The sequence below is a fragment of the Streptomyces sp. NA02950 genome, from assembly GCF_013364155.1.
Classification (GTDB): Bacteria; Actinomycetota; Actinomycetes; order Streptomycetales; family Streptomycetaceae; genus Streptomyces.
This window is the reverse complement of sequence record NZ_CP054916.1, coordinates 4,075,589-4,101,617: the sequence shown is the minus strand read 5'-3', so window position 1 is coordinate 4,101,617 and position 26,029 is coordinate 4,075,589. Positions and strand designations below refer to the sequence as shown.

The following is a 26,029-nucleotide window of genomic DNA, read 5'->3' as shown; positions in this document are numbered from 1 at the left end:
CCGCGGCCATATTGGTGCGGCACGTGTGTGCGCGCGGGAATGACGGGAACTACAGGACGCGCACGGCGCCGGTGGGCTGGTCGTAGTCCAGCGGACGCTCGACGATGCCGGTGCTCGGGTTCTGGGCGCCGATGAACTTGCCGCCGCCGATGTAGACGCCGACGTGGTACGCGCTGCCCGCGCTGCCCCAGTAGAGGATGTCGCCGGGCTGGAGGTTGTCCAGCGAGACCGGGGTGCCGGTGGTGGACTGGTCCTGGGAGACCCGCGGCAGGTCGACGCCGACCTGCTTGAACGCGGCCTGGGTCAGACCGGAGCAGTCGTAGGAGGACGGGCCGCTGGAGCCGAGCACGTACGCCTTGCCGAGCTGCGCCTTCAGGAAGCTGATGACGGTGGCGGCGTTGCCTGTGGCGTTGCTGGTGCTCGGGGCGGAGAGCGTGCTGCGCTCCGCGGAGCGGGACGCCTTCGCGGCCTTGGCCTTGGCCTCGGCCGCACGCTTGGCGGCGGCCTTGCGCGCCGCCTCCCTGGCTTCCTTCGCCTTGCGGTCGGCCTCCGCCTTGGCCTTCTTGGCCGCGGCCTTCGCGTGGGCGGCGGCCTGGTCCTGCTGCGCCTGGAGCTGGTAGTCGGACGCGGCCTGCTGCGTGGCGTCGGCGGTCTGGGCGGCCGTGCTCGCCAGCGTGGCGCTGACGGTCGGCATCTCCACCGTCGACTCGGCGGCCGACGACTCGGTGGCGGAAGCGGGCACGGCGGCACCGGCCACCGCAATGGTGAGGAAGCCACCGGTCACCCCTGCGCGGAGTGTGCCCTTGGACGCGGCACGGCGGGGCTTCCGGTGGCTGGGTATGTGTGCGACTGGGGACATAGGTCACTGGCTATCAGGGCCGAAAGGCCCGGATCAACAAAAGTGGGGTGCGCCACATTTGGCGTGTACACGCCTGAAATTCGCCCTAACCGATCTCCATCGCAGGCTCCGCGGCGATGTCCGAATTTCTCGATCATGTCTCTACGCATGGCATTTGGCGGCCGTGTGGAAGCGGCGAGCGGCCTACCACCGATACGGCCCGCGTATCAAAGATTCCCGTGAAATCGCGTTCCACAACCCATCGCGGCGTGGGATACCTCACTCCGTGGGGCCCGCTCGTGAAGCAACCGGGGCCGGTGGTGAAGCAAACGCGACCCACCGGTGAAGCGAGCGGGGACGCGTGCGGAGACGAGCGGGATCGACATGCGGAAGCGGTCGCGGCACGCGCTCGTGAATCAAAGCGCGAACCGGCGATCAAGAAGACGGGAGGGGTGCCGGACGGAGCCCGGAGGAGACCCGGGGGTGGTGCGGGCCGCGGTCCGGAGACCGGATCACCCGGGAGGGTGGCGGATAAGTATCAGCTGACGATGCCCATCGCAAATTTGCATGTATGTACCATGTCTTGGTAAGGGCGCAACGTCCTCACCAGTGACGACGCCCCCGAATGTCACCTCTCGTGATCGTTCGGATGCTTCGCGTGCAAGATCACCGCTCATCCGACTTCATGATCCTTCGTCAGGTGGTGGAGATCACAAAGACGTTGTCGCACCCCGTGTCGCAGATCACAGACCGACAGGCATAGGATGCAGGCGAAACGGGCTTGTGAACTGCCTCACATGAGCACGATCTTCGTGGGGCGACAGCACGTCCGTGCGGTCCGCCAGACAGTCATCGTCGACTGAAGGGAGCGAGGACGGTGAACGCATACGCGCCCATCCTCGTACTGGGAGCCCTCGGGGCAGGTTTTGCGATCTTCTCGGTTTTCATGGCCGCGATCATCGGCCCCAAGCGCTACAACCGGGCCAAGCTCGAAGCCTATGAATGCGGCATCGAGCCGACTCCGCATCCGGCCGGCGGTGGGCGCTTCCCCATCAAGTACTACCTGACGGCGATGCTCTTCATCGTCTTCGACATCGAGATCGTCTTCCTCTACCCCTGGGCCGTCTCCTTCGACGCCCTGGGGCTGTTCGGGCTCGTGGAGATGCTCCTCTTCGTGCTCACCGTCTTCGTCGCCTACGCCTATGTGTGGCGGCGCGGCGGACTGGAGTGGGACTGAAGGGCTCTAGAGGAGATAGGGGAAACAGCGCATGGGTATCGAAGAGAAGCTCCCCAGCGGCTTCCTGCTCACCACCGTTGAGCAGGCCGCCGGACTGGCCCGCAAGTCCTCCGTGTTCCCGGCCACCTTCGGCCTGGCCTGCTGTGCCATCGAGATGATGACCACCGGCGCCGGCCGCTACGACCTCGCACGCTTCGGCATGGAGGTCTTCCGGGGGTCGCCCCGGCAGGCCGACCTCATGATCGTCGCCGGGCGGGTCAGCCAGAAGATGGCCCCGGTGCTGCGCCAGGTCTACGACCAGATGCCGAACCCCAAGTGGGTCATCTCCATGGGCGTGTGCGCCTCCTCCGGAGGCATGTTCAACAACTACGCGATCGTGCAGGGCGTCGATCACATCGTCCCCGTCGACATCTATCTGCCCGGCTGCCCGCCGCGCCCCGAGATGCTCTTGGACGCGATCCTCAAACTGCACGAGAAGATCCGCGAGGAGAAGCTCGGCGTGAACCGCGAGCGTGCGGCCCGGGAGGCGGAGGAAGCGGCGCTGAAGGCGCTCCCGACGATCGAGATGAAGGGGCTGCTCAGGTGAGCGACGCACGCGAGGCCGCCCGGCGGCTGTCGACGACGAAGCCCGCACGTCTGCGCCTCGTGGGCGGAGAAGCGAACGGAGGGACGCTGTGAGCGACGCACGCGAGGCCGCCCGGCGGCTGTCGACGACGAAGCCCGCACGTCTGCGCCTCGTGGGCGGAGAAGCGAACGGAGGGACGCTGTGAGCGAGGCTAATGGGGTCAACCCGGACCAGGACCTCAACGCGGAGAACCTCCCCGGCAGGCGTGGTGACCACGGCGAGGCGATCCGTGTCCAGCGCGGCATGTTCGGCGCCGACAACGGCGGCGACACCACCGGCTACGGCGGTCTGGTGCGCCCGGTGCGGCTGCCCGGCCAGGCCAACCGTCCGTACGGGGGCTGGTTCGACGAGGTCGCCGACGAACTCGAGGGTGCCCTGGAGGAGCAGTCGCTGCTCCCGCAGAACGCGATCGAGAAGACCGTCGTGGACCGCGACGAGCTGACCTTCCACATCGCGCGCGAGTATCTGCCGCGGGTCGCCCGGACCCTGCGCGACGACCCGGCGCTCCGCTTCGAGTTGTGCACCGGCGTCAGCGGGGTCCACTTCCCCGGTGACAAGGGCCGTGAGCTGCACGCCGTGTACCACCTGCGGTCGATCACCCACAGCCGGGTGATCCGGCTGGAGGTGAGCGCTCCCGACAGTGATCCGCACATCCCGTCGATCGTCGATGTGTATCCGACCAACGACTGGCACGAGCGCGAGACCTACGACTTCTTCGGCCTGGTCTTCGACGGACATCCCGCGCTGACGCGGATCATGATGCCCGACGACTGGCAGGGCTTCCCGCAGCGCAAGGACTACCCCCTCGGCGGCATTCCCGTCGAGTACAAGGGCGCCCAGATCCCGGCTCCGGACCAGCGGAGGTCGTACAGCTGATGTCTGCCACCCGTGCAACCCCCTCCGCCTCCGCGCGCGAGACGACCGAGGGCACCGTCTACACCGTCACCGGCGGCGACTGGGACGAGGTCGTGGCCGCCACGGCCAAGGCCGACGACGAGCGGATCATCGTCAACATGGGTCCGCAGCACCCCTCCACCCACGGGGTGCTCCGGCTGATCCTGGAGATCGACGGCGAGACGGTCACCGAGGCCCGCTGCGGAATCGGTTATCTGCACACCGGAATCGAGAAGAACCTCGAATTCCGGAACTGGACGCAGGGCACCACGTTCGTGACCCGCATGGACTACCTGACGCCCTTCTACAACGAGGCGGCGTACTGCCTGGGCGTCGAGAAGCTGCTCGGCATCGAGGACCAGGTCCCGGACCGGGCCTCGGTCATCCGGGTGCTGCTGATGGAACTCAACCGGATCTCCTCCCATCTGGTGGCCATCGCCACCGGCGGGATGGAGCTGGGCGCGACCACCGTGATGATCTACGGCTTCCGCGACCGCGAGATGATCCTCGACATCTACGAGCTGATCACCGGGCTGCGGATGAACCACGCCTACATCCGGCCCGGTGGGCTCGCCCAGGATCTGCCGCCGGGAGCGGTCGACCAGATCCGCGCCTTCATCAAGAAGATGCGCAAGAACCTGACCGAGTACGACAAGCTCGCGACCGGGAACCCCATCTTCAAGGCCCGGCTCCAGGATGTCGGCTATCTCGATCTGGCGGGCTGTATGGCCCTCGGTGTGACCGGCCCGATACTGCGCGCCACCGGACTCCCGCATGATCTGCGCAAGACCGATCCGTACTGCGGTTACGAGACGTACGACTTCGAGGTGCCGACCGCCGACACCTGCGACGCCTACGGCCGTTTCCTGATCCGGATGGAGGAGATGCGCCAGTCGCTGCGGATCGTCGAACAGTGCCTGGAGCGGCTGGAACCCGGTCCGGTGATGGTCGCGGACAAGAAGATCGCCTGGCCCGCGCAGCTGGCGCTCGGCCCGGACGGCCTCGGCAACTCGCTCGACCACATCAAGAACATCATGGGCACCTCGATGGAGGCCCTGATCCACCACTTCAAGCTGGTGACCGAGGGATTCCGGGTACCGCCCGGACAGACGTACATCGCGGTGGAGTCGCCCAAGGGCGAACTCGGTGTGCACATGGTCAGCGACGGCGGCACCCGCCCCTATCGCGTCCACTTCCGGGATCCGTCGTTCACCAATCTGCAGGCCGTGGCGGCGATGTGCGAAGGCGGCCAGGTGGCCGATGTGATCGTCGCTGTCGCGTCCATCGACCCCGTGATGGGAGGCGTCGACCGGTGACCGACGCACGCATGAAAGGTGCCTGCGCGCAGCGCGGCCGCTTGAGGGCGGTGGCGGGTGACGGGCGGGACGCTCGGCCGCGGACGACGATGGCCGCACCTCTGCGCCGTGCGGGCGGAGAAGGGAACGGTGAGGGACTGTGAGCGATGTTGAGCTGGGGATGCCGCAGCTTCCCGCCCCCGACTACCCGGCCGAGGTACGTGCCCGGCTCGAGGCGGACGCCCGGGAGGTGATCGCCCGCTACCCGGACAGCCGCAGCGCGCTGCTGCCGCTGCTGCACCTGGTGCAGTCCGAGGAGGGCCATGTCACCCGCACCGGGGTGCGGTTCTGCGCCGAGATGCTGGACCTCACCACCGCCGAGGTCACCGCGGTCGCCACCTTCTACACCATGTACCGGCGCAAAGCCTCCGGCGACTACCAGGTCGGGGTGTGCACCAACACGCTGTGCGCGGTGATGGGCGGTGACGCGATCTTCGAGGAGCTCCAGCGCCATCTGGAGGTGGGCAACGGGGAGACCACCGAGGACGGCAAGGTCACCCTGGAGCACATCGAGTGCAACGCGGCCTGCGACTTCGCCCCCGTGGTGATGGTCAACTGGGAGTTCTTCGACAACCAGACGGTGGAGTCCGCCAAGCGGCTGGTCGACGACCTCCGGGCGGGCCGGACCGTCGAGCCCACCCGCGGCGCACCGCTGTGCACCTACAAGGAGACCGCGCGCATCCTCGCCGGATTCCCCGACCCGCGGCCGGGCGCCGTCGAGGCCGGTGGCTCCGCCGGGCCCGCCTCACTGGTCGGGCTGCGGCTGGCCAGGGGCGAGGGCGCACCGGGGCGGGTCGTCTCGCCGAGGTCCGCGGGAGCCCCGTCGGACGAGGCGCCGGCAACGCACCCCAGCTCGCACGACGCACCGCAGCGGACCTCCGCGTCCGACCCGCACCACCCGTCCGGTCCGGTCACCGAGGAGGGGGAGTGATGACCGTGACGACCGAGATCAACGAACACAGCCCCGAGAAGCTGCTGGCACCCGTGCTCTCCGCGTTCTGGGACCAGCCCAACGCGTGGACCCTGCGCACCTATCTGCGGCACGAGGGCTACGACGGCATGCGCAAAGCCCTCGCGATGGACCCCGACGATGTGATCGCGCTGGTGAAGGACGCGGGTCTGCGCGGCCGCGGCGGGGCGGGCTTCCCCACCGGAATGAAGTGGCAGTTCATTCCGCAGGGCGACGGCAAACCGCACTATCTCGTGGTCAACGCGGACGAGTCGGAACCGGGCACCTGCAAGGACATCCCCCTTCTCTACGCCAATCCGCACTCCCTCATCGAGGGCATGGTCATCGCCTGCCACGCCATCCGCTCCGAGCACGCCTTCATCTATCTGCGCGGCGAGGTCGTCCCCGTACTGCGGCGGCTGCACGAGGCGGTGCGCGAGGCGTACGAGGCGGGCTACCTGGGCACGGCCGAACGGCGCGGCCGGAAGCTGGGGGTGGCCGGACTTCCCGGTCTCGACATCACGGTGCACGCGGGCGCGGGCGCGTACATCTGCGGTGAGGAGACCGCACTGCTGGACTCGCTGGAGGGACGTCGCGGTCAGCCCCGGCTGCGGCCCCCCTTCCCGGCGGTCGCGGGTCTGTACGCGTGCCCCACTGTGGTGAACAACGTCGAATCCATCGCCTCGGTTCCCGCCATCCTCAACAAGGGCAAGGAATGGTTCCGTTCGATGGGCAGTGAGAAGTCCCCGGGCTTCACGCTCTACTCGCTGTCCGGCCATGTGGCCAACCCCGGGCAGTACGAGGGCCCGCTCGGCATCACCCTGCGCCAACTGCTCGACATGAGCGGCGGGATGCGCCCCGGCCACCGGCTGAAGTTCTGGACCCCGGGCGGTTCGTCCACCCCGCTGCTCACCGAGGAGCACCTCGATGTCCCGCTGGACTACGAGGGCGTGGGCGCGGCCGGGTCGATGCTGGGCACCAAGGCGCTCCAGTGCTTCGACGAGACGACCTGTGTGGTGCGGGCCGTCACCCGCTGGACCGAGTTCTACGCCCATGAGTCCTGCGGCAAGTGCACGCCCTGCCGCGAGGGCACGTACTGGCTGGTGCAGCTGTTGCGCGACCTGGAGGCCGGCAAGGGGCGCATGGACGACCTCGACAAGCTGGCGGACATCGCCGACAACATCAACGGCAAGTCCTTCTGCGCGCTGGGCGACGGTGCGGCCAGCCCGATCTTCTCCTCCCTGAAGTACTTCCGTGCGGAGTACGAGCAGCACATCACCGGCGGCGGCTGTCCCTTCGACCCGGCCAAGTCCACCGTCTGGGCCGACGAGCCGCGCTCCACTCACCTGGGGGTGAACGCATGACCGTGACCACCAACGCACCCTCGGGAGGCGGGGAGGCGGCGGTGCCGCGAGAGGATCTGGTCTCCGTCACCATCGACGGAATCGAGGTCTCCGTCCCCAAGGGGACTCTGGTCATCCGTGCCGCCGAGCTGCTCGGCATCGAGATCCCGCGGTTCTGCGACCATCCGCTGCTGGACCCGGCCGGTGCCTGCCGCCAGTGCATCGTCGAGGTCGAGGGCCAGCGCAAGCCGATGGCCTCGTGCACCATCACGTGCACCGACGGGATGGTGGTGAAGACCCAGCTCACCTCGCCGGTCGCCGAGAAGGCACAGCGCGGGGTGATGGAGCTGCTGCTGATCAACCACCCGCTGGACTGCCCGGTCTGCGACAAGGGCGGTGAGTGCCCGCTCCAGAACCAGGCGATGTCCACCGGCTCGGCCGACAGCCGCTTCGAGGGCAGGAAGCGGACGTTCGCCAAGCCCGTGCCGATCTCCACGCAGGTGCTGCTGGACCGCGAGCGCTGTGTGCTGTGCGCGCGCTGCACCCGCTTCTCCAACCAGATCGCGGGCGACCCGATGATCGAGCTGCTGGAGCGGGGCGCGCTCCAGCAGGTCGGCACCGGTGAGGGCGACCCGTTCGAGTCGTACTTCTCCGGCAACACCATCCAGATCTGCCCGGTGGGAGCGCTCACTTCGGCGGCGTACCGCTTCCGCTCCCGCCCCTTCGACCTGGTCTCCTCGCCGAGTGTGTGCGAGCACTGCGCGGGCGGCTGCGCGACCCGCACCGACCACCGGCGCGGCAAGGTCATGCGGCGCCTCGCGGCGGACGACCCCGAGGTCAACGAGGAGTGGATCTGCGACAAGGGCCGTTTCGGCTTCCGTTACGCGCAGGCGGCGGACCGGCTCACCGCCCCGCTGGTGCGCAACCGGGAGACCGGGGAGCTGGAGACGGCGAGCTGGCCGGAGGCGCTGGAGGCGGCGGCCGCGGGGCTGGCCGCGGCGCGTGGCCGGACCGGAGTGCTGACCGGCGGCCGGCTGACGGTCGAGGACGCCTACGCCTACGCGAAGTTCGCGCGGGTGGCCCTGGAGACCAACGACATCGACTTCCGCGCCCGGGTGCACAGCCAGGAGGAGGCCGACTTCCTGGCCGCCCATATCGCCGGGCGCGGCCGTGACCTGGACGGCACCGGGCTGACCTACACCACGCTGGAGAAGGCCCCCGCGGTGCTGCTGGTCGGCTTCGAGGCGGAGGAGGAGGCGCCCGGGGTCTTCCTGCGGCTGCGCAAGGCCCACCGCAAACACGGCCAGCGCACCTTCTCGCTCGCCACCCACACCACCCGGGGCCTGGAGAAGGCGGGCGGCACCCTGTTGCCCGCCGCCCCCGGCACCGAGACCGAGTGGCTGGACGCCATCGCGGGCCGCACCGGTCTGGACGAGGCCGGGGAGCGCGCGGCCGAGGCGCTGCGCGCCGAGGGCGCGGTGATCCTGGTGGGTGAGCGACTGGCGTCCGTGGCGGGCGCGCTGACCGCCGCGGTGCGGGCCGCCGCCGCCACCGGGGCCACGCTCGCCTGGATCCCGCGGCGGGCGGGGGAGCGGGGCGCGATCGAGGCCGGGGCGATGCCCGGGCTGCTGCCCGGCGGCCGTCCGGCCACCGACCCGCGCGCCCGCGAGGAGACCGCGGCCGTGTGGGGCGTGGCCGGTCTGCCGCACCAGGAGGGCCGGGACACCGACCGGATCATCGAGGCCGCGGCGGCCGGAGGGCTCGGCGCGCTGCTGGTCGCCGGGGTCGAGGTGGCCGATCTGCCCGATCCGGCGCGGGCGTTGGAGGCGCTGGACGCGGTCGGCTTCACGGTCAGTCTGGAGCAGCGGCCCTCGGAGGTCACCGAGCGGGCGGACGTGGTGCTGCCGGTCGCGGCGGCACCGGAGAAGCCGGGTACCTTCCTCACCTGGGAGGGCCGGGCCCGGCCGTTCGAGGCGGCGCTCAAACCCGACCAGATGACCCGTCGGCACACCCTCCCGGACGTCCGGGTGCTGCACATGCTGGCCGACGCGCTCGACGCCCCGCTTGACCTGCCGGACGTGGCCGCGGCCCGTGCCGAGCTGTCCCGGCTGGGCAGCTGGCAGGGCCCGCACGCCACCGTTCCGCTGGAGACCGGGGGCCCGCTGCCGCGGCCCGCCGAGGGCGAGGCGGTCCTCGCCGGTCACCGGCTGCTGCTGGACAACGGCCGGCTCCAGGAGGGCGACCCGGCGCTGGCGGGCACCCGCCACGCCGCGGTGGCCCGGCTCTCGGCGGCGACGGCCGAGGAGGCGGGGGTGACGGACGGCCAGACCCTGCGGATCACCGGCCCGGCCGGATCCGTCCTGCTGCCCCTGGCCGTCACCGCGATGCCCGACCGGGTCGTCTGGCTGCCGATGGCCTCCACCGGCGGCGGAATCCACCGCGACCTGGGGGCGCGCCCCGGTGATGTGGTCCAGATCGCCGCGCCCGCGACCGAGCCGGAGGTGACCGCATGAACTTCGCCGCTGAGGACCTGTCGATGTTCGGCCGCGACCCGTGGTGGCTGATCCTGATCAAGGTCGTCTTCTGCTTCGCGTTCCTGATGCTGACCGTGCTGATCTCCATCGTCATGGAGCGCAAGGTCGTCGGCTGGATGCAGCTGCGCATCGGGCCCAACCGGCACGGCCCCTGGGGCATGCTGCAGTCCCTCGCGGACGGCGTGAAGCTCATGCTCAAGGAGGACGTGACGGTCAAGGGCGCGGACAAGGTGGTCTATGTCCTGGCGCCGATCGTCGCGGCCATCCCCGCCTTCATGGCGGTCGCGGTGATCCCGTTCGGCCCGGCCGGTAACGAGATCTCGGTCTTCGGCCACCGCACCACGATGCAGCTGACCGATCTGCCGATCGCCGTCCTCTACATCCTGGCCACCGCGTCGGTCGGCATCTACGGCATCGTGCTGGCGGGCTGGTCGTCCGGTTCCACCTATCCGCTGCTCGGCGGACTGCGCTCATGCGCCCAGATGATCAGCTACGAGATCGCGATGGGGCTGTCGTTCGCGGCGGTGTTCCTCTACTCCGGGTCGATGTCGACCTCGCAGATCGTCGCCTCGCAGCAGGACCGCTGGTACGCGGTGCTGCTGCCGGTCTCGTTCCTCATCTACATCGTCTCGATGATCGGTGAGACCAACCGGGCGCCGTTCGATATGCCGGAGTCCGAGGGCGACCTGGTCGGCGGCTTCAACACCGAGTACTCCTCGATCAAGTTCGCGCTGTTCATGCTCGCCGAGTACATCAACATGGTCACCGTCTCGATGGTCGCGGTCACCCTCTTCCTCGGCGGCTGGCGGGCGCCCTGGCCGGTCAGCACCTTCTGGGCGGGCGCCAACCACGGCTGGTGGCCCCTGCTGTGGTTCCTCGGCAAGGTCGTGACCTCGCTGTTCGTCTTCATCTGGGTGCGCGGCACGCTGCCGCGCGTGCGCTACGACCAGTTCATGAAGCTGGGCTGGAAGGTGCTCATCCCGATCTCGATGGTCTGGCTGATGCTGGTCGCCAGCGTGCGGGCACTGCGCAACGAGAACTACGACTACCAGGACGTCGTGCTCTACGTCGGCGGCGCGGTGATCACGCTGTTGCTGCTGTCCTTCGTCGTGGACGTCTTCCGCGACCGCGGGGCGGCCAGGGCCGCGGCCGAGGCCGAGGAGGCTCCCGAGCCCGCCTTCGATCCGATGGCGGGCGGCTTCCCGGTGCCACCGCTGCCCGGGCAGTCCCTGCCACCCGTACCCCGCCGACGGTCCCGCCAGGAACGCGAGTTGATTGTCAGTGGCGGCCCCGACACTGTCAGTGACGGAAAGGAGGCCGACGATGTCTGACTTCCAGAATCCGGTGGCCGGCTTCGGCGTGACCTTCAAGGCCATGTTCAAGAAGCGGCTCACCGAGCAGTACCCCGAGGAGAAGAAGCCCACCGCGCCCCGATTCCACGGACGCCACCAGCTCAACCGCCACCCGGACGGGCTGGAGAAGTGCATCGGCTGCGAGCTGTGCGCCTGGGCCTGCCCGGCGGACGCGATCTACGTCGAGGGCGCGGACAACACCGAGGAGGAGCGGTACTCCCCGGGGGAGCGCTACGGCCGCGTCTACCAGATCAACTATCTGCGCTGCATCCTGTGCGGTCTGTGCGTCGAGGCGTGCCCCACCCGGGCGCTGACCATGACCAATGACTACGAGCTCGCCGACCGCACCCGCGAGTCGCTCATCTACACCAAGGAGGAGCTGCTCGCCGGGCTCGAGGAGGGCATGGTCGACAGCCCGCACGCGATCTACCCCGGGACGGACGAGCAGGACTACTACCGGGGCCTGGTCACCGAGGCGGCGCCCGGGACCCGGCGTCAGGTCGCGGTCAGCAAGGGCGAGACGCCCGCGGGGGACGAGGTCGCGGAGAACAGCGGTGAGCGCGCGGACGAGGGGGTGCAGGCATGAGCGGCGCGCTGGCCGCGGCGGCCTCCACCACCTCCACCGGTGAGGCCGTCCAGTTCTGGGTGCTCGGCACCGTCGCCGTGATCGGCGCGCTGTGCACGATCCTGATGCGCAAGGCGGTGCACAGTGCGCTGAGTCTGGCCGGGACCATGATCGTTCTGGCGGTGTTCTACCTCGCCAACGGCGCGTACTTCCTGGGCGTCGTCCAGATCGTGGTCTACACCGGCGCGATCATGATGCTCTTCCTCTTCGTGGTGATGCTGGTCGGTGTCACCGCCGCCGATTCGCTGAAGGAGACCCTGAAGGGGCAGCGCTGGCTCGCCGCCCTGTGCGGGCTGGGCTTCGGCATCCTGCTGTGCGCCGGGATCGGCAATGCCTCGCTCACCACGTGGAACGGTCTGGGCCAGGCCAACTCCGGGGGCAATGTCGAGGGGTTGGCGACGCTGGTCTTCACCAAGTACGTCTTCGCCTTCGAGATCACCGGCGCGCTGCTGATCACCGCGGCGGTCGGCGCGATGGTGCTGACCCACCGCGAGCGCATCGAGCGGGCGCGCAGCCAGCGCGAGCAGTCCGAGGAGCGGGTGCGCACCGGGCGGAACGTCCCGCCGCTGCCCGCCCCCGGTGTCTACGCCCGGCACAACGCGGTGGACATCCCCGGTCTGCTGCCCGACGGCACCACCTCCGAGCTCACGGTCAACGCCACCCTGCGCGGCCGCGGTCAGATCCGGGATGTCTCCGGTGAGGCGCTGGCCGAGCTGGCGGCGCTGGAGCAGCGCTCCGAGCGCTGGCTGGGGCGCAAGCCCAAGGGCGCAGGCGGTGCCGCGAACGGACGCGGAGCGAACGGCACCTCGGCGAACGACGCCGTCAACGGCGCGGACGCGAACGGCGCGAGCGCCGACGGCAAGGGCGCCGACGAGCGGTCCGAGGACGCCGAGAGCCACAAGGGAGCCGCCAAGTGAATCCGGTCTACTACCTCTACCTGGCCGCCCTGTTGTTCACCATTGGTGCGGCCGGGGTGCTGATCAGGCGGAACGCGATCATCCTCTTCATGTGCGTCGAGTTGATGCTGAACGCGTGCAACCTCGCGTTCGTCACCTTCTCCCGGATGCACGGCAATCTCGACGGCCAGATCATCGCCTTCTTCACGATGGTCGTCGCCGCCGCGGAGGTCGTGGTCGGCCTCGCGATCATCGTGACCGTCTTCCGCTCCCGCCATTCGGCCTCGGTCGACGACGCCAGCCTGATGAAGCTCTAGAAGGGGTCGCGTTCAAGTGGAGAACCTCATCGGATTGCTTGTCGCGGTGCCGCTGTTCGGAGCGGCCCTGCTGCTGTGCGGAGGGCGGCGGCTGGACGGCAAGGGCCACTACATCGGCACGCTGCTCGCGGCGTCCTCCTTCGCGATCGGGGCGGTGCTCTTCGCCGCCATGCTCGGCCGCGGCGAGCACGACCGCGCCCTGCACAGCAAGGTGTTCAGCTGGATCCCGGTGGGCGGCTTCCGCGCGGACGTCGCCTTCCAGCTCGACCAGTTGTCGATGACCTTCGTCCTGCTGATCACCGGTGTGGGCACGCTGATCCACATCTACTCGATCGGCTACATGGAGCACGACGAGCGCCGCCGCCGCTTCTTCGGCTATCTCAATCTCTTCCTCGCGGCGATGCTGCTGCTGGTCCTCGCCGACAACTACCTGCTGCTGTACGTCGGCTGGGAGGGCGTGGGCCTCGCCTCGTACCTGCTGATCGGCTTCTGGCAGCACAAGCCCAGCGCGGCAACGGCGGCGAAGAAGGCGTTCATCGTCAACCGCGTCGGTGATGTCGGCCTGTCCATCGCGATCATGCTGATGTTCACCACCTTCGGGTCGTTCGCGTTCGCCCCGGTGCTGGCCGAGGCGGACCGCGCGGGCGAGGGCAAGCTCACCGCCATCGGGCTGATGCTGCTGCTGGCCGCCTGCGGCAAGTCGGCCCAGGTACCGCTCCAGTCCTGGCTCGGGGACGCGATGGAGGGCCCGACCCCGGTCTCGGCCCTGATCCACGCGGCCACCATGGTGACCGCGGGCGTCTACCTGATCACCCGCTCCGGCGCGATCTTCAACGCCGCACCGGACGCCCAGACCGCGGTGGTCACGGTCGGCGCGGTCACGCTCCTCTTCGGTGCGATCGTCGGTTGCGCGAAGGACGACATCAAGAAGGCCCTCGCCGGATCCACCATGTCGCAGATCGGCTACATGATCCTGGCGGCCGGGCTCGGTCCGATCGGCTATGTCTTCGCGATCATGCACCTGGTGACCCACGGCTTCTTCAAGGCCGGGCTCTTCCTCGGCGCCGGCTCGGTCATGCACTCCATGAACGACGAGGTCGACATGCGCAGGTACGGCGGCCTGCGGACGTACATGCCGATCACCTTCGTCACCTTCGGGCTCGGCTATCTCGCCATCATCGGCTTCCCCGGACTCTCCGGCTTCTGGTCCAAGGACAAGATCATCGAGGCCGCCTTCGCCAAGGGCGGCACCGAGGGCTGGATCCTCGGCGGCGCGGCCCTGCTGGGCGCGGCCATCACCGCGTACTACATGACCCGCGTGATGCTGATGACCTTCTTCGGCGAGAAGCGCTGGGTCCCGGACGAGAACGGCAATGAACCGCATCCGCACGAATCGCCGGGGTCCATGACCTTCCCCATGATCGTCCTGGCCATCGGATCGGTCTTCGCGGGCGGGCTGTTCAGCCTCAACGACGCGTTCGTGAAGTGGCTGGAGCCGGTCACCGGCCACAGCCACGGCGACTCACCGCTCAGTGCCGCCGCCGTCACCGGCGGCACCATGGTCGTGCTGCTGATCGGCGTCGCGCTCGCCTGGGCGCAGTACGGGCGGCAGCCGGTGCCGCGCACCGCGCCGCGCGGCAGCCTGCTCACCCGGGCCGCCCGCCGCGATCTGCTCCAGGACGACTTCAACCACGTCGTCCTCGTCCAGCCCGGCCAGTACCTCACCCGCGGTCTGGTCTACGTCGACCACAAGCTGGTCGACGGAGTGGTCAACGGCACCGCGGCCTCCGTCGGCGGGCTCTCCGGCCGGCTGCGCAGGCTCCAGAACGGCTACGCCCGCACGTACGCGGTCTCGATGTTCGGCGGTACGGCGGTGCTCATCGCCGCGACCCTGCTGATGAGGGCGGTCTGAGTGATGTCCTTTCCCCTGCTGACGGTCACGGCCGCGGTGCCCGCGCTCGGCGCGGTCGCCACCGCCGCCGTACCCGCCGCCAAGCGCGCCGCCGCCAAGTGGGTGGCGCTGGCCTTCTCGCTGGCCACGCTCGTCCTCGCGGCCGTGGTGCTGGTCCGCTTCGACCCCGGCGGCAGCCGCTTCCAGCTCACCGAATCCCACGCCTGGATCAAGGACTTCGGGGTCCGCTACGAACTGGGCGTGGACGGGATCGCGGTGGCGCTGATCGCCCTCACCGCGGTGCTCATCCCCTTCGTCATCCTGGCGGGCTGGCATGACGCCGATCCGCTGGAAGGGGAGCGGCCCAACCGCCGCTGGCGACCCACCCAGGGCTTCTTCGCGCTGATCCTGATGGTCGAGGCGATGGTGGTGATCTCCTTCGAGGCCACCGACGTCTTCCTCTTCTACATCTTCTTCGAGGCCATGCTCATCCCGATGTACTTCCTCATCGGCGGCTTCGGGGACCGGGCCGGAGAGCGGTCCGAGGAGGAGACGGCCACCCAGCGCTCGTACGCCGCGGTGAAGTTCCTGCTCTACAACCTGGCGGGCGGCCTGATCATGCTGGCCGCGGTGGTCGGGCTGTACGCGGTCACCGCAGACGACCTGGGCACCGGCACCTTCTCGCTCCAGGAGATCGTCCAGGCGCGGGCGGGCGGTGAGCTCTCCATCGCGACCGGCACCGAACGGCTGCTGTTCCTCGGCTTCTTCTTCGCCTTCGCGGTGAAGGCCCCGCTGTGGCCGCTGCACACCTGGCTGCCCAACGCGATGGGGGAGTCCACCGCCCCCGTCGCCGTGCTGATCACCGCGGTCGTCGACAAGGTCGGCACCTTCGCGATGCTCCGCTTCTGCCTTCAGCTCTTCCCCGAGGCCAGCAAGTGGGCCACCCCGGTGATCCTGGTGCTGGCGCTGATCAGCATCATCTACGGCGCGCTGCTGGCGGTCGGCCAGCGGGACATCAAGCGGCTGATCGCCTACGCCTCGATCTCCCACTTCGGCTTCATCATCCTCGGCATCTTCGCCATGACCACCCAGGGCCAGGGCGGAGCCACCCTCTACATGGTCAACCACGGGATCTCGACCGCCGCGCTGATGCTGGTGGCCGGATTCCTGATCACCCGGCGCGGTTCACGGCTCATCGCCGACTACGGCGGGGTGCAGAAGGTCGCCCCGGTGCTCGCGGGCACCTTCCTGATCGGCGGTCTGGCCACCCTATCGCTGCCCGGCCTCGCCCCCTTCATCAGTGAATTCCTGGTCCTGGTCGGCACGTTCAGCCGCTATCCGGCGCTCGGTGTCATCGCGACCGTCGGAATAGTGCTCGCCGCGCTCTACGTCCTGGTGCTCTACCAGCGCACCATGACCGGACCGGTGAAGGCCGAGGTCCGCGGTATGCCCGATCTGAAGGCGCGCGAACTGCTGGTGGTCGCCCCGCTCATCGCGCTGCTGATCTTCCTCGGTGTCTATCCCAAGCCGCTGGCCGACATCGTCAACCCGGCGGTCGACCACACCCTGTCGGTGGTGGACAAGAAGGACCCCAAGCCCGACCACCCCGTTGACGCGGGCTGGTTCAGCTACAGCCCGATGCACGACGGTGCTTCCGGAGGTGCCAAGTGACTCACGCGGCCCCTGTCCACAGCCTGTGGACAACAGCGGCGGCGGCGCCCGACAAGATCCCCGCGCCGCATATCGAGTACGGCCAGCTGTCCCCGACGCTGATCGTGCTCGGCGCGGCGATCGTCGGCGTCCTGATCGAGGCGCTCCTGCCGCGCCGCCGGCGCTACGCGGCGCAGCTGTTCCTCTCCGTCGTCGCCCTGGCCGCCGCGTTCGCCGCGGTCGTCGGGCTGGCCGCCGGTGACTACGGCACCGGCAAGGCTCATGTCGCGGCCATGGGCGCGATCGCGATCGACGGCCCGGCGCTGTTCCTCCAGGGCACCATCCTGCTGGTGGCGCTGGTCGCGGTGTTCACCTTCGCCGAGCGACGGCTCGACCCCGTGGTGCACGGCAACCAGGTCGACTCCTTCGCCGCACAGGCGGCCGCCGTCCCCGGCGGCGACGCCGAAAAGGCCGCCGTGAAGGCCGGGTTCACCACCACCGAGGTCTTTCCGCTGGTGCTCTTCGCGGTCGGCGGCATGCTGGTCTTCCCGTCGGCCAACGACCTGCTGACGCTGTTCGTGGCGCTGGAGGTCTTCTCGCTGCCGCTGTACGTGCTGTGCGCGCTCGCCCGGCGCCACCGCATGCTCTCCCAGGAGTCCGCCGTCAAGTACTTCCTGCTCGGCGCCTTCTCCTCCGCGTTCCTGCTGTTCGGCATCGCCCTGCTCTACGGTTACGCGGGCACCGTCGGCTACGCGGGGATCGCGGACGTGGTCGACGGCCAGGTGCGGAACGTCACCCCGGCGCTCGCCGGGACCATGGGCAATGACGCGCTGCTGCTCATCGGCGGTGCGATGGTGCTGATGGGGCTGCTGTTCAAGATCGGCGCCGTGCCGTTCCACATGTGGACCCCGGACGTCTACCAGGGCGCCCCGACCCCGGTCACCGGCTTCATGGCGGCGGCCACCAAGGTCGCGGCGTTCGGCGCGCTGCTGCGGCTGCTGTATGTCGTCCTGCCCGGGCTGCGCTGGGACTGGCGGCCGGTGATGTGGGGCGTCGCGATCGTCACCATGCTGGGCGGCGCCATCGTCGCGGTCACCCAGACCGATGTGAAGCGGCTGCTGGCGTACTCGTCGATCGCGCACGCGGGCTTCATCCTCGCCGGTGTCATCGCCACCACGCCCGACGGCATCTCCTCGGTCCTCTTCTACCTCGCCGCGTACTCCTTCGTGACGCTGGGCGCCTTCGCGGTGGTCACCCTGGTGCGGGACGCGGGCGGCGAGGCCACGCACCTGTCCAAGTGGGCCGGGCTCGGCCGCCGTTCGCCGCTGGTGGCCGCGGTCTTCGCGGTCTTTCTGCTGGCCTTCGCCGGTATCCCGCTGACCAGTGGCTTCGCCGGGAAGTTCGCCGTCTTCAAGGCGGCGGCCGACGGCGGTGCGGGCCCGCTGGTGGTCATCGGTGTGATCTCGTCGGCGATCGCGGCGTTCTTCTACATCCGGGTGATCGTGCTGATGTTCTTCAGCGAGCCGCGCACGGAGGGCCCGTCGGTCGCCGTGCCGAGCGTGCTGACCTCGTCGGCGATCGCGATCGGTGTGGCGGTCACGCTGGTGCTCGGTGTCGCGCCGCAGTACTTCCTCGATCTGGCGGGCCAGGCAGGGGTGTTCGTGCGGTAGCGGATCCGTTCGCCCGTGGGGTGGGCCCTCCCGTCGTGGGAGGGCCCATCTCTTTGCGATCGGGGCTGTGATCGGGGCATCGAGAAAACCGCTCGGCGGCTACACCGTCTGCCCCTCCCGGGCGGACGCCGTACCCCCGCCCTTCACGGCCCTGGACGCGTAGGCACGGACATCGGCGTCCGGATCGGTGAGCACCGTGGCGAGGGCGTCGTGGGCGGCGGGCCGGCGGTCCGCGTGCGGCGACAGCGACAGCACGGCCGCCTTGCGGACATCGGCGTGCGGATCGGCCAGGGCGTCCGCCAGCGCCGGGATACCGAACTCCGGTTCGGCGGCGGTCAGCGCCGTCGCCGCTCCCTTGCGCACCTGCCACGCGGGGTCGCCCAGCGCCGCGACCGCCTCGGCGTCGAGCGGCGGTGGGCAACCGGCCGCGGCCAGCGCCTCCAGGGCGGCGGCCCGTACGAGCACGTCCCGGTCGCGCAGCAGCGGAGCCAGCAGCTCACGCGCCCGGGCGGCGCGGCCGTCGGCGGCGGGGGCCGCGAGCGTGGCCAGCGCACCCGCCGCCGCCACCCGCACCTCGCGGGAGGGGTCGGCGGTGGCGGGCGCCAGCGCGTCGAGGGCGTCGACGGAGACCAGGGCCCGTACGGCCTGCAGGCGCACCTCGGTCTCGGAGTCCGTCAGCGCCCGTGCGAACAGCCGCGCCCCGCCGAGCCGCAGCGCGCGCAGCACCTCCAGCGCCGCCGCGCGCACCGTCGGATCGGACACCTCCAGGGCACGCACCAGCGGATCGCGCAGGTCCGGTTCGGGCGGCAGCACCTCGACCAGCTCCCGCAGCGAGGCGGCGGCCCCGGCCCGCACCTCGGCGTCCGGGTCGGCCAGCGCCGCGGCGAGCGCCGGACCGGTGCCCGAGGGCGCGGTCTCGGTCAGCGTGGCGACGGCGGACCGGCGGACCGCGGGGTCGGGGTCGGCCAGATAGGGCTGGAGTGCGGGCAGACCCGGCTGCTCCTCGGCGAGGGCGAGAAGTTCGAGGATGCGCGGGGAGGCGGTGGCGGATGCCCCGGTCCCGCCGCCGTCCGTGCCGGGCGCCCGCTCCGCCCCCCTCGGCGGGGTCTCGCGCGGCCCGGCCGTGGCGACGTGCTCCGGGTGCACCTCGCCGAGCCGCCGGGACGGCCCGCCGACGGGGGAGTACTCCGCCACCGGGACGAGGTAGGGCGCCACGGGCCGCGCGGTGAACTCCATCGCTCCCGACGCCGACTTGCGCAGATCCAGATGGTGCAGCCAGGACGCGTCGTCCCGCTGCGGATGGTCGGTGCGCTCGTGGTACAGCCCCCACCGGCTCTCGGTCCTGGCGAGGGAGGAGCGGGCGGCCATCTCGGCGCAGTCGCGGATGAAGCTCACCTCGGCGCAGCGCATCAGCTCATGGGGGGTCTGGGCGCCCATCTCGGCGAGGTCCCGGCGCATCCGCTCGAACGCCTCGACGGCGAGGGAGAGCCGGGCGCCGCTCTTGGGCGGGGCGACATAGTCGTTCACCATGCGGCGCAGCTTGTACTCGACCTGGGGCTGCGGCGGGCCGTCGGGGTTCCGCAGCGGGGCGTAGATCAGCTCATGGGCCTCGGCGAGCTGGTCGGGCGGCAGTTCGCCCTCGTAACGGCGGTGCCGGGAAGCGTCTGCGCCCGCCAGATCGCCGAAGACAAAGGCTCCGATCATGTAGTTGTGCGGTACGCAGGCCAGATCACCGGCGGCGTACAGCCCCGGGACCGTGGTGCGGGCGTGCTCGTCGACCCGTACGCCGGAGGCCGAATGGCCGCCGCACAGCCCGATCTCGGAGATGTGCATCTCCACGTCGTGGGTGCGGTAGTCATGGCCGCGTCCGGCGTGGAAGGTGGCGCGGGTGGGGCGTTCGGTGGAGTGCAGGATCGACTCCAGCGCCGCCACGGACTCCTCCGGGAGGTGGCTGAGCTTGAGATAGACCGGACCGCGTTCGCTCGCCACTTCCGCCGCGAACTCGGCCATCATCTGGCCCGACCAGTAGTCGGAGTCGACGAAGCGCTCACCGTGCCGGTTGACCTGGTAGCCGCCGAACGGGTTGGCGACATAGGCGCAGGCCGGGCCGTTGTAGTCCTTGATCAGCGGGTTGATCTGGAAGCATTCGATACCGGTGAGTTCGGCGCCCGCGTGATACGCCATGGCGTAGCCGTCGCCCGCGTTGGTGGGGTTCTCGTAGGTGCCGTAGAGATAGCCGCTGGCGGGCAGGCCGAGCCGGCCGCAGGCGCCGGTGGCGAGGATCACGGCCCCGGCCCGGACGGCGACGAAATCCCCGGTGCGGGTGTGGAATCCGGCGGCGCCCACGGCCCGGCCGTCTGAGGTGAGCACCCGCACCGGCATCACGCGGTTCTCGATGCGGATCCGCTCCCGCATCTCGCGGCGGCGCAGTTGCCGGTAGAGGACCTTCTTGACGTCCTTTCCCTCGGGCATCGGCAGGACGTACGAGCCGGAGCGGTGCACCTGGCGGACCGCGTACGCGCCGTGCTCGTCCTTCTCGAACTTCACGCCGTACCGCTCCAGCCGCTTGACCATGTCGAAGCCGCGGGTCGCGGTCTGGCGGACGGTGGACTGGTCGACGATGCCGTCGTTGGCTCGGGTGATCTCGGCGATGTAGTCGTCGGGTTCGGCCCGGCCGGGGACGACCGCGTTGTTGACGCCGTCCATGCCCATGGCGAGCGCGCCGGAGTGCCGGACGTGCGCCTTTTCCAGGAGGAGGACCGAGGCGCCGTGTTCGGCGGCGGTGAGCGCCGCCATGGTGCCGGCCGTGCCGCCGCCGATGACGAGGACGTCGCAGGACAGCTCCTCGACCGTCTCGGGTGCGGGGATCTCCATGATGTCCGAATGCTCCGTGCTTTCCGTGCTTTCCGTGCTCTGTGGGCTTTCCGTGCTGTTCGTGGTCTCCATGGCGGGACCTTTCACATACCGAGGGATGCGAGGACCTGGCGGCGCAGCGCGACGGTCGCGGCGGCGTCATGAGCGGCGCGCTCCCGCGGATGCGGTACGTCCAGCACCCGGCCGGCCTCCGCCCCACCGCCGAGCAGGGCGACGCGGTCACCGAGGAACAGCGCCTCGTCCACGTCGTGGGTGACGAAGACGACCGTGGCACGGGTGCCGCGCAACACCTCGACCAGCAGCCGCTGCATCCCGGACCGGGTCTGCGCGTCGAGCGCGCCGAACGGCTCGTCCATGAGGACCGCGCGCGGCTCGCCGACGAGCGCGCGGGCGAGCTGCACCCGCTGCCGCTGGCCGCCGGAGACACGGTGCGGGTATCGCCGCAGGTGGTCGCCGAGCCCGACCCGCTCCAGCCACCCCTCGGCCCGGGCGCGGCGCTCGGCCCGCGGCACGCCCCTAATGGCAAGCGGGAGTTCGACGTTGGCACGCACGGTGCGCCACGGGAGCAGCGCGTCCTCCTGGAAGACCAGCGCACGGTCGGCGTGCGGCCGGGTGATGGGTGCGCCGTCCTGGGTGACCCGTCCGCCGAGGGGCGGCAGCAGCCCGGCCAGTGTGCGCAGCAGGGTGGACTTGCCGCAGCCGGACGGGCCCACCACAGTGAGGAGTTCACCGGGGGCCACCTCCAGGTCGAGGCCATGGAGGACGGGCGCGCCGGGGCGGCCGAGCGCGACGTCCTCCAGGCGCAGCCGTACGCCCGGCGGGGCGGCCCGGTCCCTCGGCGGGGCGGGGGTGGTGGCGACATCGGGCGTGCTCACGGGGTACCTGCTTCCTTGCGCCGGGGCGTTGCCGGTCCCGCGGTCTCGGTGCGGGGCAGCCATCGGGTCAGCCGCCGCCCGGCCAGCTCGACCGCGGTGGAGGTGAGCCAGCCGAGCAGACCGATGGTGGTCATGCCGACGAAGACGCCCGGATAGTCGACGATCGTGTAGTCCTGCCAGGTGCGGTAACCGACGCCGTACGCGCCGGAGATCATCTCGGCGGAGATCACACAGATCCACGAGACGCCGATGCCGACGGAGAGCCCGCCGAGGATGCCGGGCAGCGCGCCCGGCAGCACCACCGAGCCCAGCACGCGCCGGCGGCCGCCGCCCATGGTCAGCACCGCCTCCTCCCAGACCGGGCTGAGCGCGCGGACCGCGTGCCGGGTGCTGACCATGACCGGGAAGAAGGCGGCGGTGAAGGTGATGAAGACGATCCCCTGCTCATTGCTGGGGAACAGCAGGATCGCCACGGGGACCAGTGCGATGGCGGGGATGGGGCGCAGGACTTCGAGGACCGGGCTCAGCAGGTCGGACGCGAGGTGTGAACGGGCGATGGCGGTGCCGACCGCCACGCCCAGGACCGCGGCGAGCGCGAACCCGGTGAGGATGCGGGTGAGGCTGTCGGTCAGGTCCTGCCAGTAGGCGTCGGTGCCGACGCGGTCGGCGAACTCCCGGGCGACGTCGGTCGCGGTCGGGAACTGCGCGAAGCGCAGCCACAGATTGACGTCGAGCGAGGTGAGCAGCTGCCACAGGCCGAGGGCGGCCAGCAGCGACCCGGCGCGCAGGGCGTAGCGGGGCCAGGGGCGGCGGCGCGGGCGCTGCGCGGCGGGGGCGGCGGGTGCGGACGTCGGCCGCAGCGGAGTCGTGGGCGCCGTCATCCCGACTCCTTCAGGGCCGTGGCGTACGAGACCGTGCGGGCACCGGGGTGGGAGGCGCTCCAGGTGCGGGCGTTCGCCGGGGTGACGAAGGCGCGCAGCCCGGCGCCGTCCTTGACCCAGACCGCCCGGTCCGCGTACCAGAGGGTGCCGGTGGCGGCGTCGGGCACATACGCGGCCCGGATCAGGTCGCGGTGGGTGCTGGCGAACCGCAGCAGCTCGGCGGGGGTGCGGAAACTCCGGGTCCGCTCCTCGCCCTTGAGCCAGATCTGACTGGACGAAGCGGGCGGTGTGGTGCGCAGCGCCTTCGCGTAGGCGTCCGTGCTTCCGTACGCCCGCTTGATGTAACGGTCGTCGACAAAGGAGTTCACGTCCACCGGGCCGACCAGTTTGGCCGCGCGCAGCACCGGGACGTCCTTCTTGAGGGCCGCGATCAGCGAGGGCTTGAGGGTGGGGTCGAAGGTGGCGATACCGCCGGCGCCGTTGTAGAGGTAGACCACCTCCGGTGGCAGCCCGGTGGCCTTCGCGACCTTCCGCGCGGCGGGCAGCGGGTGGGCGCGCAGATAGCGGGTGGCGTCGATCTGGGCGGCGAGGAACGCCTTGACGACGGCCGGGCGCTCATCGGCGAACTTCGCGCGCGTGGTGACACCGTGGAAGGTGGGGAGGTTCAGCCGCGCCCCGTCGTACAGCGCCTTGGCCTTGCCCTGGAAGGCGAGCAGCCCCGGCCAGGCCACGAACTGCGAGAGGGCGTCCGCGCTGCCCGCCTGGAGGGCCGAAGCACCGACGGCGGGCTGCTGGTTGAGCTTGTGGATACCGTCTTCCGGGTCGATGCCCGCCCGCTGGAGGGCCCGTACGAGCGTGCCGTCGGCGGCCGAGCCGACACTGGTGGAGACCTGCTTGCCGCGCAGCTCGGACAGTTCGCGAAGATCGGAGCCGGGGCGGGTGACGATGGTGTTGAGGCCACCACGCAGGTTGTAGCCGGTGACGGAGACCAGACGGGTCGGGGCGTTCAGCTGCTTGCCGCGGCCGGAGTTGATCAGGAGCGGGAAGTCGCCCATCGAGCCGATGTCGACCTTCCCGGCGACCATCTGCGCGGTGATCGGCGCGCCGGTGGCGTAGTCCTGCCACTTTACCTTGTAGGTGTGGCCGTCGCGGCGGCCGAGGGCGCGCAGTTCGCGTTCGAAGGAGCCGAGCGCGCGCAGCAGGGTGCCCGCGGTCACGGTGTTGATCGTCTTGGACTGGTAGCCGACGGTGACCGTCACGGTCTTGCCGCCGGCTTCCGCGTCGCCGCCGCAGCCGGTGAGGGACAGCAGCAGTGCGCCGGTGGCGACAGTGGCCGGGAGGGTGGTGCGCTGCATCGGAGAGCCTTTCACCGCAGGAGATAGGGCATGTTGACCGTGACCGCGCCGGTGGGACAGCGGGCGGCGCACGGGCCGCAGTACCAGCACTCGTCCACGTGCATGTACGCCTTGCCGCTGTCGGGGTGGATCGCGAGCGAGTCGAGGGGGCACATGTCCACGCACAGGGTGCAGCCGTCGATGCACTTCGACTCGTCGATCGTCACGGGCACGTCGGCACGCTGGGGCGCGAGAGGCATGGCTGTCTCCAGGGAGGGCGGAACGGGAACGGAAAGGGGTGGAACCGCGGCGGAACAGGGACGGAACGGGGGCGGGGCAGGGGCGTCAGCCGGTGCGGCGCAGTTGGCCGCTCATGGTGATGCGGTCGCCGCGGAACCGGATGAACTCCAGGTCCACGGGGCGGCCGTCGGCCAGGTGGGTGAGACGCTCGGTCATCAGGACGGCGGCACCGCGCGGTGCCTGAAGGACGGCGGCGGAGTGCGCGTCGGCGTTGACGGCCTCGAGGGTGATCTCGGCGGTGCCCAGATCCTGTCCGGTGATCTTCTCGATCAGCCGGAAGACATCGGTGTTCTCCAGGTCGGCGCCGAGGAGCTCGGCGCCGATGTCCATCGGGATGTAGGTGAGGTCGAGGGAGAGCGGAAGCCCGCCCAGCCGCCGCAGCCGCTCGATGTAGAGGACGTCCGCGCGGGCGGGGACGCGCAGCCGGTCGGCGACGCAGGACGGCGCGGGCACGGGTCCTACGGTCCGTACCTCGTTGCTGACCCGGCCGTGCTCGTGCAGGGTCTCGGCCAGCCCCATCAGCCGGTCGAGGCCGTGCCGGTACTTCTCGCCCACGACCACCGTCCCCACCCCCGGCAGCCGCTCCACCAGGCGTTCGGCGCGCAGCAGGTCGAGCGCCTGGCGCACGGTGTTGCGGGAGGCGCCGTAGTCCGCGCCGAGCGCGTCCTCCAGCGGCAGCACACCCCGGGGAAAGCCGCCGGTGAGGACCTGGTGGCGGAGCAGATCGGCGAGTTGCCGCGCCTGGTCGGCGCGGAGCCTGCGGCGGCGCGCGGCGGCGACCGGCGGGGCGTGCTCGCGGGTGCGGTCGCGGGTGCGTTCGGCTGGCATCGGCCGACTCCGAGGTGTGCTGGGTGGACGGCGGGTTGTGTTCGGACCATACCGAGGGGGTCGCCGCGATGGTGTTGCCGAAGTGTTGCGCCACTTGACGGCGTCTTCGATACCGCCCTGACCTGCGGCTTTGTTCTTCTTGTCGCAAGATCTGCCACTACGCGGCGAGCCCCCCGGCGCTTTCGCCGGGGGGCTCGGGGACGCGGTCGTGGTGCCGCGGGTGCCGCTGGGTGCGGTCGCCTCAGCTGGTGGGGAGGTCGGGCATACCGGTCGGCAGACCGGAGGGCACCGAGGTGGGAAGCCCGGTCGGGAGGTCCTTCGGGGAGGCCGCCTTGGTGAAGGTGTCGTTCTCCGAGAGCGCCTCCCAGTCGACGGTGAGCGTCTTGCCGTCCCCGCTCGGGGCCACCTTGCCCATGGTGCGGTCGGCGTTGCCGTCGCTGCACTTGAGCATCAGCCTCTTCTCACCGGTGTCGGTGTACTCACCGGAGCAGGTGTGCTTGCCCGCGACCAGGGCCGCCTTCTCGCCGCTGATGGACAGCACCAGCGTCTCGTTGCCGCTCTTGGCGACGTAGGCGCCGGTCAGCTGGGCGCCCGCGCCCCCCTCCGCCGGGGCGCTGGACTGCGAGGCCGACGGGGTGTCCTTGGAGGTGTCCTTCTTCCCGTCGTCGCTGTCGCTGCCGCAGGCCGTCAGCAGCAGGGCGGCCGCGGCCACCGTTCCGGCGACGCTCACTGCCTTGATCACGCACATCTCCTCGGTTGTT

Annotated in this window: 22 protein-coding genes; 14 read left to right on the top strand and 8 right to left on the bottom strand. The window is 70.4% G+C overall.

What is annotated here, in order from left to right; translation table 11 throughout:
- Positions 1–49: 49 nt before the first annotated feature.
- A complete protein-coding gene (locus HUT19_RS17665) occupies positions 50–859 on the bottom strand; it encodes a C40 family peptidase (RefSeq protein ID WP_176181411.1) in 810 nt (269 codons plus the stop codon).
- Between the two features lie 856 nt (positions 860–1,715).
- On the opposite strand from HUT19_RS17665, the gene HUT19_RS17660 reads away from it, so the two are divergent.
- From HUT19_RS17660 to nuoN, 14 genes are all read left to right on the top strand, one after another.
- A complete protein-coding gene (locus tag HUT19_RS17660) occupies positions 1,716–2,075 on the top strand; it encodes an NADH-quinone oxidoreductase subunit A (protein WP_176181410.1) in 360 nt (119 codons plus the stop codon).
- A gap of 31 nt (positions 2,076–2,106) precedes the next feature.
- On the top strand, positions 2,107–2,661 hold the full coding sequence (locus HUT19_RS17655) for an NADH-quinone oxidoreductase subunit B family protein (protein WP_176181409.1): 555 nt from the start codon (positions 2,107–2,109) through the stop codon (positions 2,659–2,661).
- 180 nt (positions 2,662–2,841) lie between these two features.
- Positions 2,842–3,576 (top strand): NADH-quinone oxidoreductase subunit C, encoded by a 735-nt coding sequence (locus tag HUT19_RS17650; protein ID WP_176181408.1) that lies wholly within the window; start codon positions 2,842–2,844, stop codon positions 3,574–3,576.
- The gene (locus HUT19_RS17645) at positions 3,576–4,910 is read left to right on the top strand and encodes an NADH-quinone oxidoreductase subunit D (protein ID WP_176181407.1); all 1,335 of its coding nucleotides are present in this window, start codon (positions 3,576–3,578) and stop codon (positions 4,908–4,910) included. The genes HUT19_RS17650 and HUT19_RS17645 overlap by 1 nt, the downstream gene beginning before the upstream one ends.
- 160 nt (positions 4,911–5,070) lie before the next feature.
- Entirely contained in the window at positions 5,071–5,880 is an 810-nt protein-coding gene (nuoE, locus tag HUT19_RS17640) for an NADH-quinone oxidoreductase subunit NuoE (protein WP_176186993.1), read from the top strand.
- Positions 5,880–7,262, top strand: coding sequence for an NADH-quinone oxidoreductase subunit NuoF (nuoF, locus tag HUT19_RS17635; RefSeq protein ID WP_176181406.1), 1,383 nt, complete (start codon positions 5,880–5,882; stop codon positions 7,260–7,262). The genes nuoE and nuoF overlap by 1 nt, the downstream gene beginning before the upstream one ends.
- The gene (locus HUT19_RS17630) at positions 7,259–9,754 is read left to right on the top strand and encodes an NADH-quinone oxidoreductase subunit G (protein WP_176181405.1); all 2,496 of its coding nucleotides are present in this window, start codon (positions 7,259–7,261) and stop codon (positions 9,752–9,754) included. Before nuoF ends, HUT19_RS17630 begins: the two co-directional genes overlap by 4 nt.
- Entirely contained in the window at positions 9,751–11,106 is a 1,356-nt protein-coding gene (gene nuoH / locus HUT19_RS17625) for an NADH-quinone oxidoreductase subunit NuoH (protein ID WP_176181404.1), read from the top strand. The genes HUT19_RS17630 and nuoH overlap by 4 nt, the downstream gene beginning before the upstream one ends.
- Positions 11,099–11,713 (top strand): NADH-quinone oxidoreductase subunit NuoI, encoded by a 615-nt coding sequence (nuoI, locus tag HUT19_RS17620; protein WP_254885627.1) that lies wholly within the window; start codon positions 11,099–11,101, stop codon positions 11,711–11,713. The genes nuoH and nuoI overlap by 8 nt, the downstream gene beginning before the upstream one ends.
- Positions 11,710–12,669 carry an NADH-quinone oxidoreductase subunit J gene (locus tag HUT19_RS17615; RefSeq protein ID WP_176181402.1) on the top strand — a complete coding sequence of 320 codons (960 nt, stop codon included), beginning with the start codon at positions 11,710–11,712 and terminating at the stop codon, positions 12,667–12,669. Before nuoI ends, HUT19_RS17615 begins: the two co-directional genes overlap by 4 nt.
- Positions 12,666–12,965, top strand: coding sequence for an NADH-quinone oxidoreductase subunit NuoK (gene nuoK, locus HUT19_RS17610; RefSeq protein ID WP_176181401.1), 300 nt, complete (start codon positions 12,666–12,668; stop codon positions 12,963–12,965). Before HUT19_RS17615 ends, nuoK begins: the two co-directional genes overlap by 4 nt.
- Positions 12,966–12,981: 16 nt before the next feature.
- The gene (gene nuoL, locus HUT19_RS17605) at positions 12,982–14,877 is read left to right on the top strand and encodes an NADH-quinone oxidoreductase subunit L (protein WP_176181400.1); all 1,896 of its coding nucleotides are present in this window, start codon (positions 12,982–12,984) and stop codon (positions 14,875–14,877) included.
- A 3-nt stretch (positions 14,878–14,880) separates the two neighbouring features.
- Positions 14,881–16,527: an NADH-quinone oxidoreductase subunit M gene (locus HUT19_RS17600; RefSeq protein ID WP_176181399.1), complete on the top strand. Its 1,647-nt coding sequence runs from the start codon at positions 14,881–14,883 to the stop codon at positions 16,525–16,527.
- Positions 16,524–18,176, top strand: coding sequence for an NADH-quinone oxidoreductase subunit NuoN (gene nuoN, locus HUT19_RS17595; protein WP_176181398.1), 1,653 nt, complete (start codon positions 16,524–16,526; stop codon positions 18,174–18,176). The genes HUT19_RS17600 and nuoN overlap by 4 nt, the downstream gene beginning before the upstream one ends.
- A 99-nt stretch (positions 18,177–18,275) precedes the next feature.
- On the opposite strand, the gene HUT19_RS17590 is transcribed toward nuoN, so the two are convergent.
- From HUT19_RS17590 to HUT19_RS17560, 7 genes are all read right to left on the bottom strand, one after another.
- Positions 18,276–21,050: a fumarate reductase/succinate dehydrogenase flavoprotein subunit gene (locus HUT19_RS17590; protein ID WP_176181397.1), complete on the bottom strand. Its 2,775-nt coding sequence runs from the start codon at positions 21,048–21,050 to the stop codon at positions 18,276–18,278.
- A gap of 83 nt (positions 21,051–21,133) precedes the next feature.
- Positions 21,134–21,856: an ABC transporter ATP-binding protein gene (locus HUT19_RS17585; protein WP_254886180.1), complete on the bottom strand. Its 723-nt coding sequence runs from the start codon at positions 21,854–21,856 to the stop codon at positions 21,134–21,136.
- Between the two features lie 65 nt (positions 21,857–21,921).
- Positions 21,922–22,806: an ABC transporter permease gene (locus HUT19_RS17580; protein WP_254885626.1), complete on the bottom strand. Its 885-nt coding sequence runs from the start codon at positions 22,804–22,806 to the stop codon at positions 21,922–21,924.
- Positions 22,803–24,161: an ABC transporter substrate-binding protein gene (locus HUT19_RS17575; RefSeq protein WP_176181395.1), complete on the bottom strand. Its 1,359-nt coding sequence runs from the start codon at positions 24,159–24,161 to the stop codon at positions 22,803–22,805. The genes HUT19_RS17580 and HUT19_RS17575 overlap by 4 nt, the downstream gene beginning before the upstream one ends.
- A gap of 11 nt (positions 24,162–24,172) precedes the next feature.
- Complete coding sequence (locus HUT19_RS17570; protein WP_014054080.1) at positions 24,173–24,400, bottom strand: ferredoxin family protein; 228 nt, start codon at positions 24,398–24,400, stop codon at positions 24,173–24,175.
- Between the two features lie 85 nt (positions 24,401–24,485).
- Entirely contained in the window at positions 24,486–25,268 is a 783-nt protein-coding gene (locus HUT19_RS17565; protein ID WP_176181394.1) for a GntR family transcriptional regulator, read from the bottom strand.
- Between the two features lie 241 nt (positions 25,269–25,509).
- Entirely contained in the window at positions 25,510–26,016 is a 507-nt protein-coding gene (locus HUT19_RS17560; RefSeq protein WP_254885625.1) for a hypothetical protein, read from the bottom strand.
- Between the last annotated feature and the right edge of the window lie 13 nt (positions 26,017–26,029).

Excerpts from the sequence above, each read along its gene's own strand:
- HUT19_RS17665 (WP_176181411.1), bottom strand. The coding sequence starts at position 859 with ATGTCCCCAGTCGCACACATACCCAGCCACCGGAAGCCCCGCCGTGCC.
- HUT19_RS17655 (WP_176181409.1), top strand. The coding sequence starts at position 2,107 with ATGGGTATCGAAGAGAAGCTCCCCAGCGGCTTCCTGCTCACCACCGTT.
- HUT19_RS17645 (WP_176181407.1), top strand. The coding sequence starts at position 3,576 with ATGTCTGCCACCCGTGCAACCCCCTCCGCCTCCGCGCGCGAGACGACC.
- nuoE (WP_176186993.1), top strand. The coding sequence starts at position 5,071 with ATGCCGCAGCTTCCCGCCCCCGACTACCCGGCCGAGGTACGTGCCCGG.
- nuoF (WP_176181406.1), top strand. The coding sequence starts at position 5,880 with ATGACCGTGACGACCGAGATCAACGAACACAGCCCCGAGAAGCTGCTG.
- HUT19_RS17630 (WP_176181405.1), top strand. The coding sequence starts at position 7,259 with ATGACCGTGACCACCAACGCACCCTCGGGAGGCGGGGAGGCGGCGGTG.
- nuoH (WP_176181404.1), top strand. The coding sequence starts at position 9,751 with ATGAACTTCGCCGCTGAGGACCTGTCGATGTTCGGCCGCGACCCGTGG.
- nuoI (WP_254885627.1), top strand. The coding sequence starts at position 11,099 with ATGTCTGACTTCCAGAATCCGGTGGCCGGCTTCGGCGTGACCTTCAAG.
- HUT19_RS17615 (WP_176181402.1), top strand. The coding sequence starts at position 11,710 with ATGAGCGGCGCGCTGGCCGCGGCGGCCTCCACCACCTCCACCGGTGAG.
- HUT19_RS17600 (WP_176181399.1), top strand. The coding sequence starts at position 14,881 with ATGTCCTTTCCCCTGCTGACGGTCACGGCCGCGGTGCCCGCGCTCGGC.
- HUT19_RS17590 (WP_176181397.1), bottom strand. The coding sequence starts at position 21,050 with ATGGAGATCCCCGCACCCGAGACGGTCGAGGAGCTGTCCTGCGACGTC.
- HUT19_RS17580 (WP_254885626.1), bottom strand. The coding sequence starts at position 22,806 with ATGACGGCGCCCACGACTCCGCTGCGGCCGACGTCCGCACCCGCCGCC.
- HUT19_RS17575 (WP_176181395.1), bottom strand. The coding sequence starts at position 24,161 with ATGCAGCGCACCACCCTCCCGGCCACTGTCGCCACCGGCGCACTGCTG.
- HUT19_RS17570 (WP_014054080.1), bottom strand. The coding sequence starts at position 24,400 with ATGCCTCTCGCGCCCCAGCGTGCCGACGTGCCCGTGACGATCGACGAG.
- HUT19_RS17565 (WP_176181394.1), bottom strand. The coding sequence starts at position 25,268 with ATGCCAGCCGAACGCACCCGCGACCGCACCCGCGAGCACGCCCCGCCG.
- HUT19_RS17560 (WP_254885625.1), bottom strand. The coding sequence starts at position 26,016 with ATGTGCGTGATCAAGGCAGTGAGCGTCGCCGGAACGGTGGCCGCGGCC.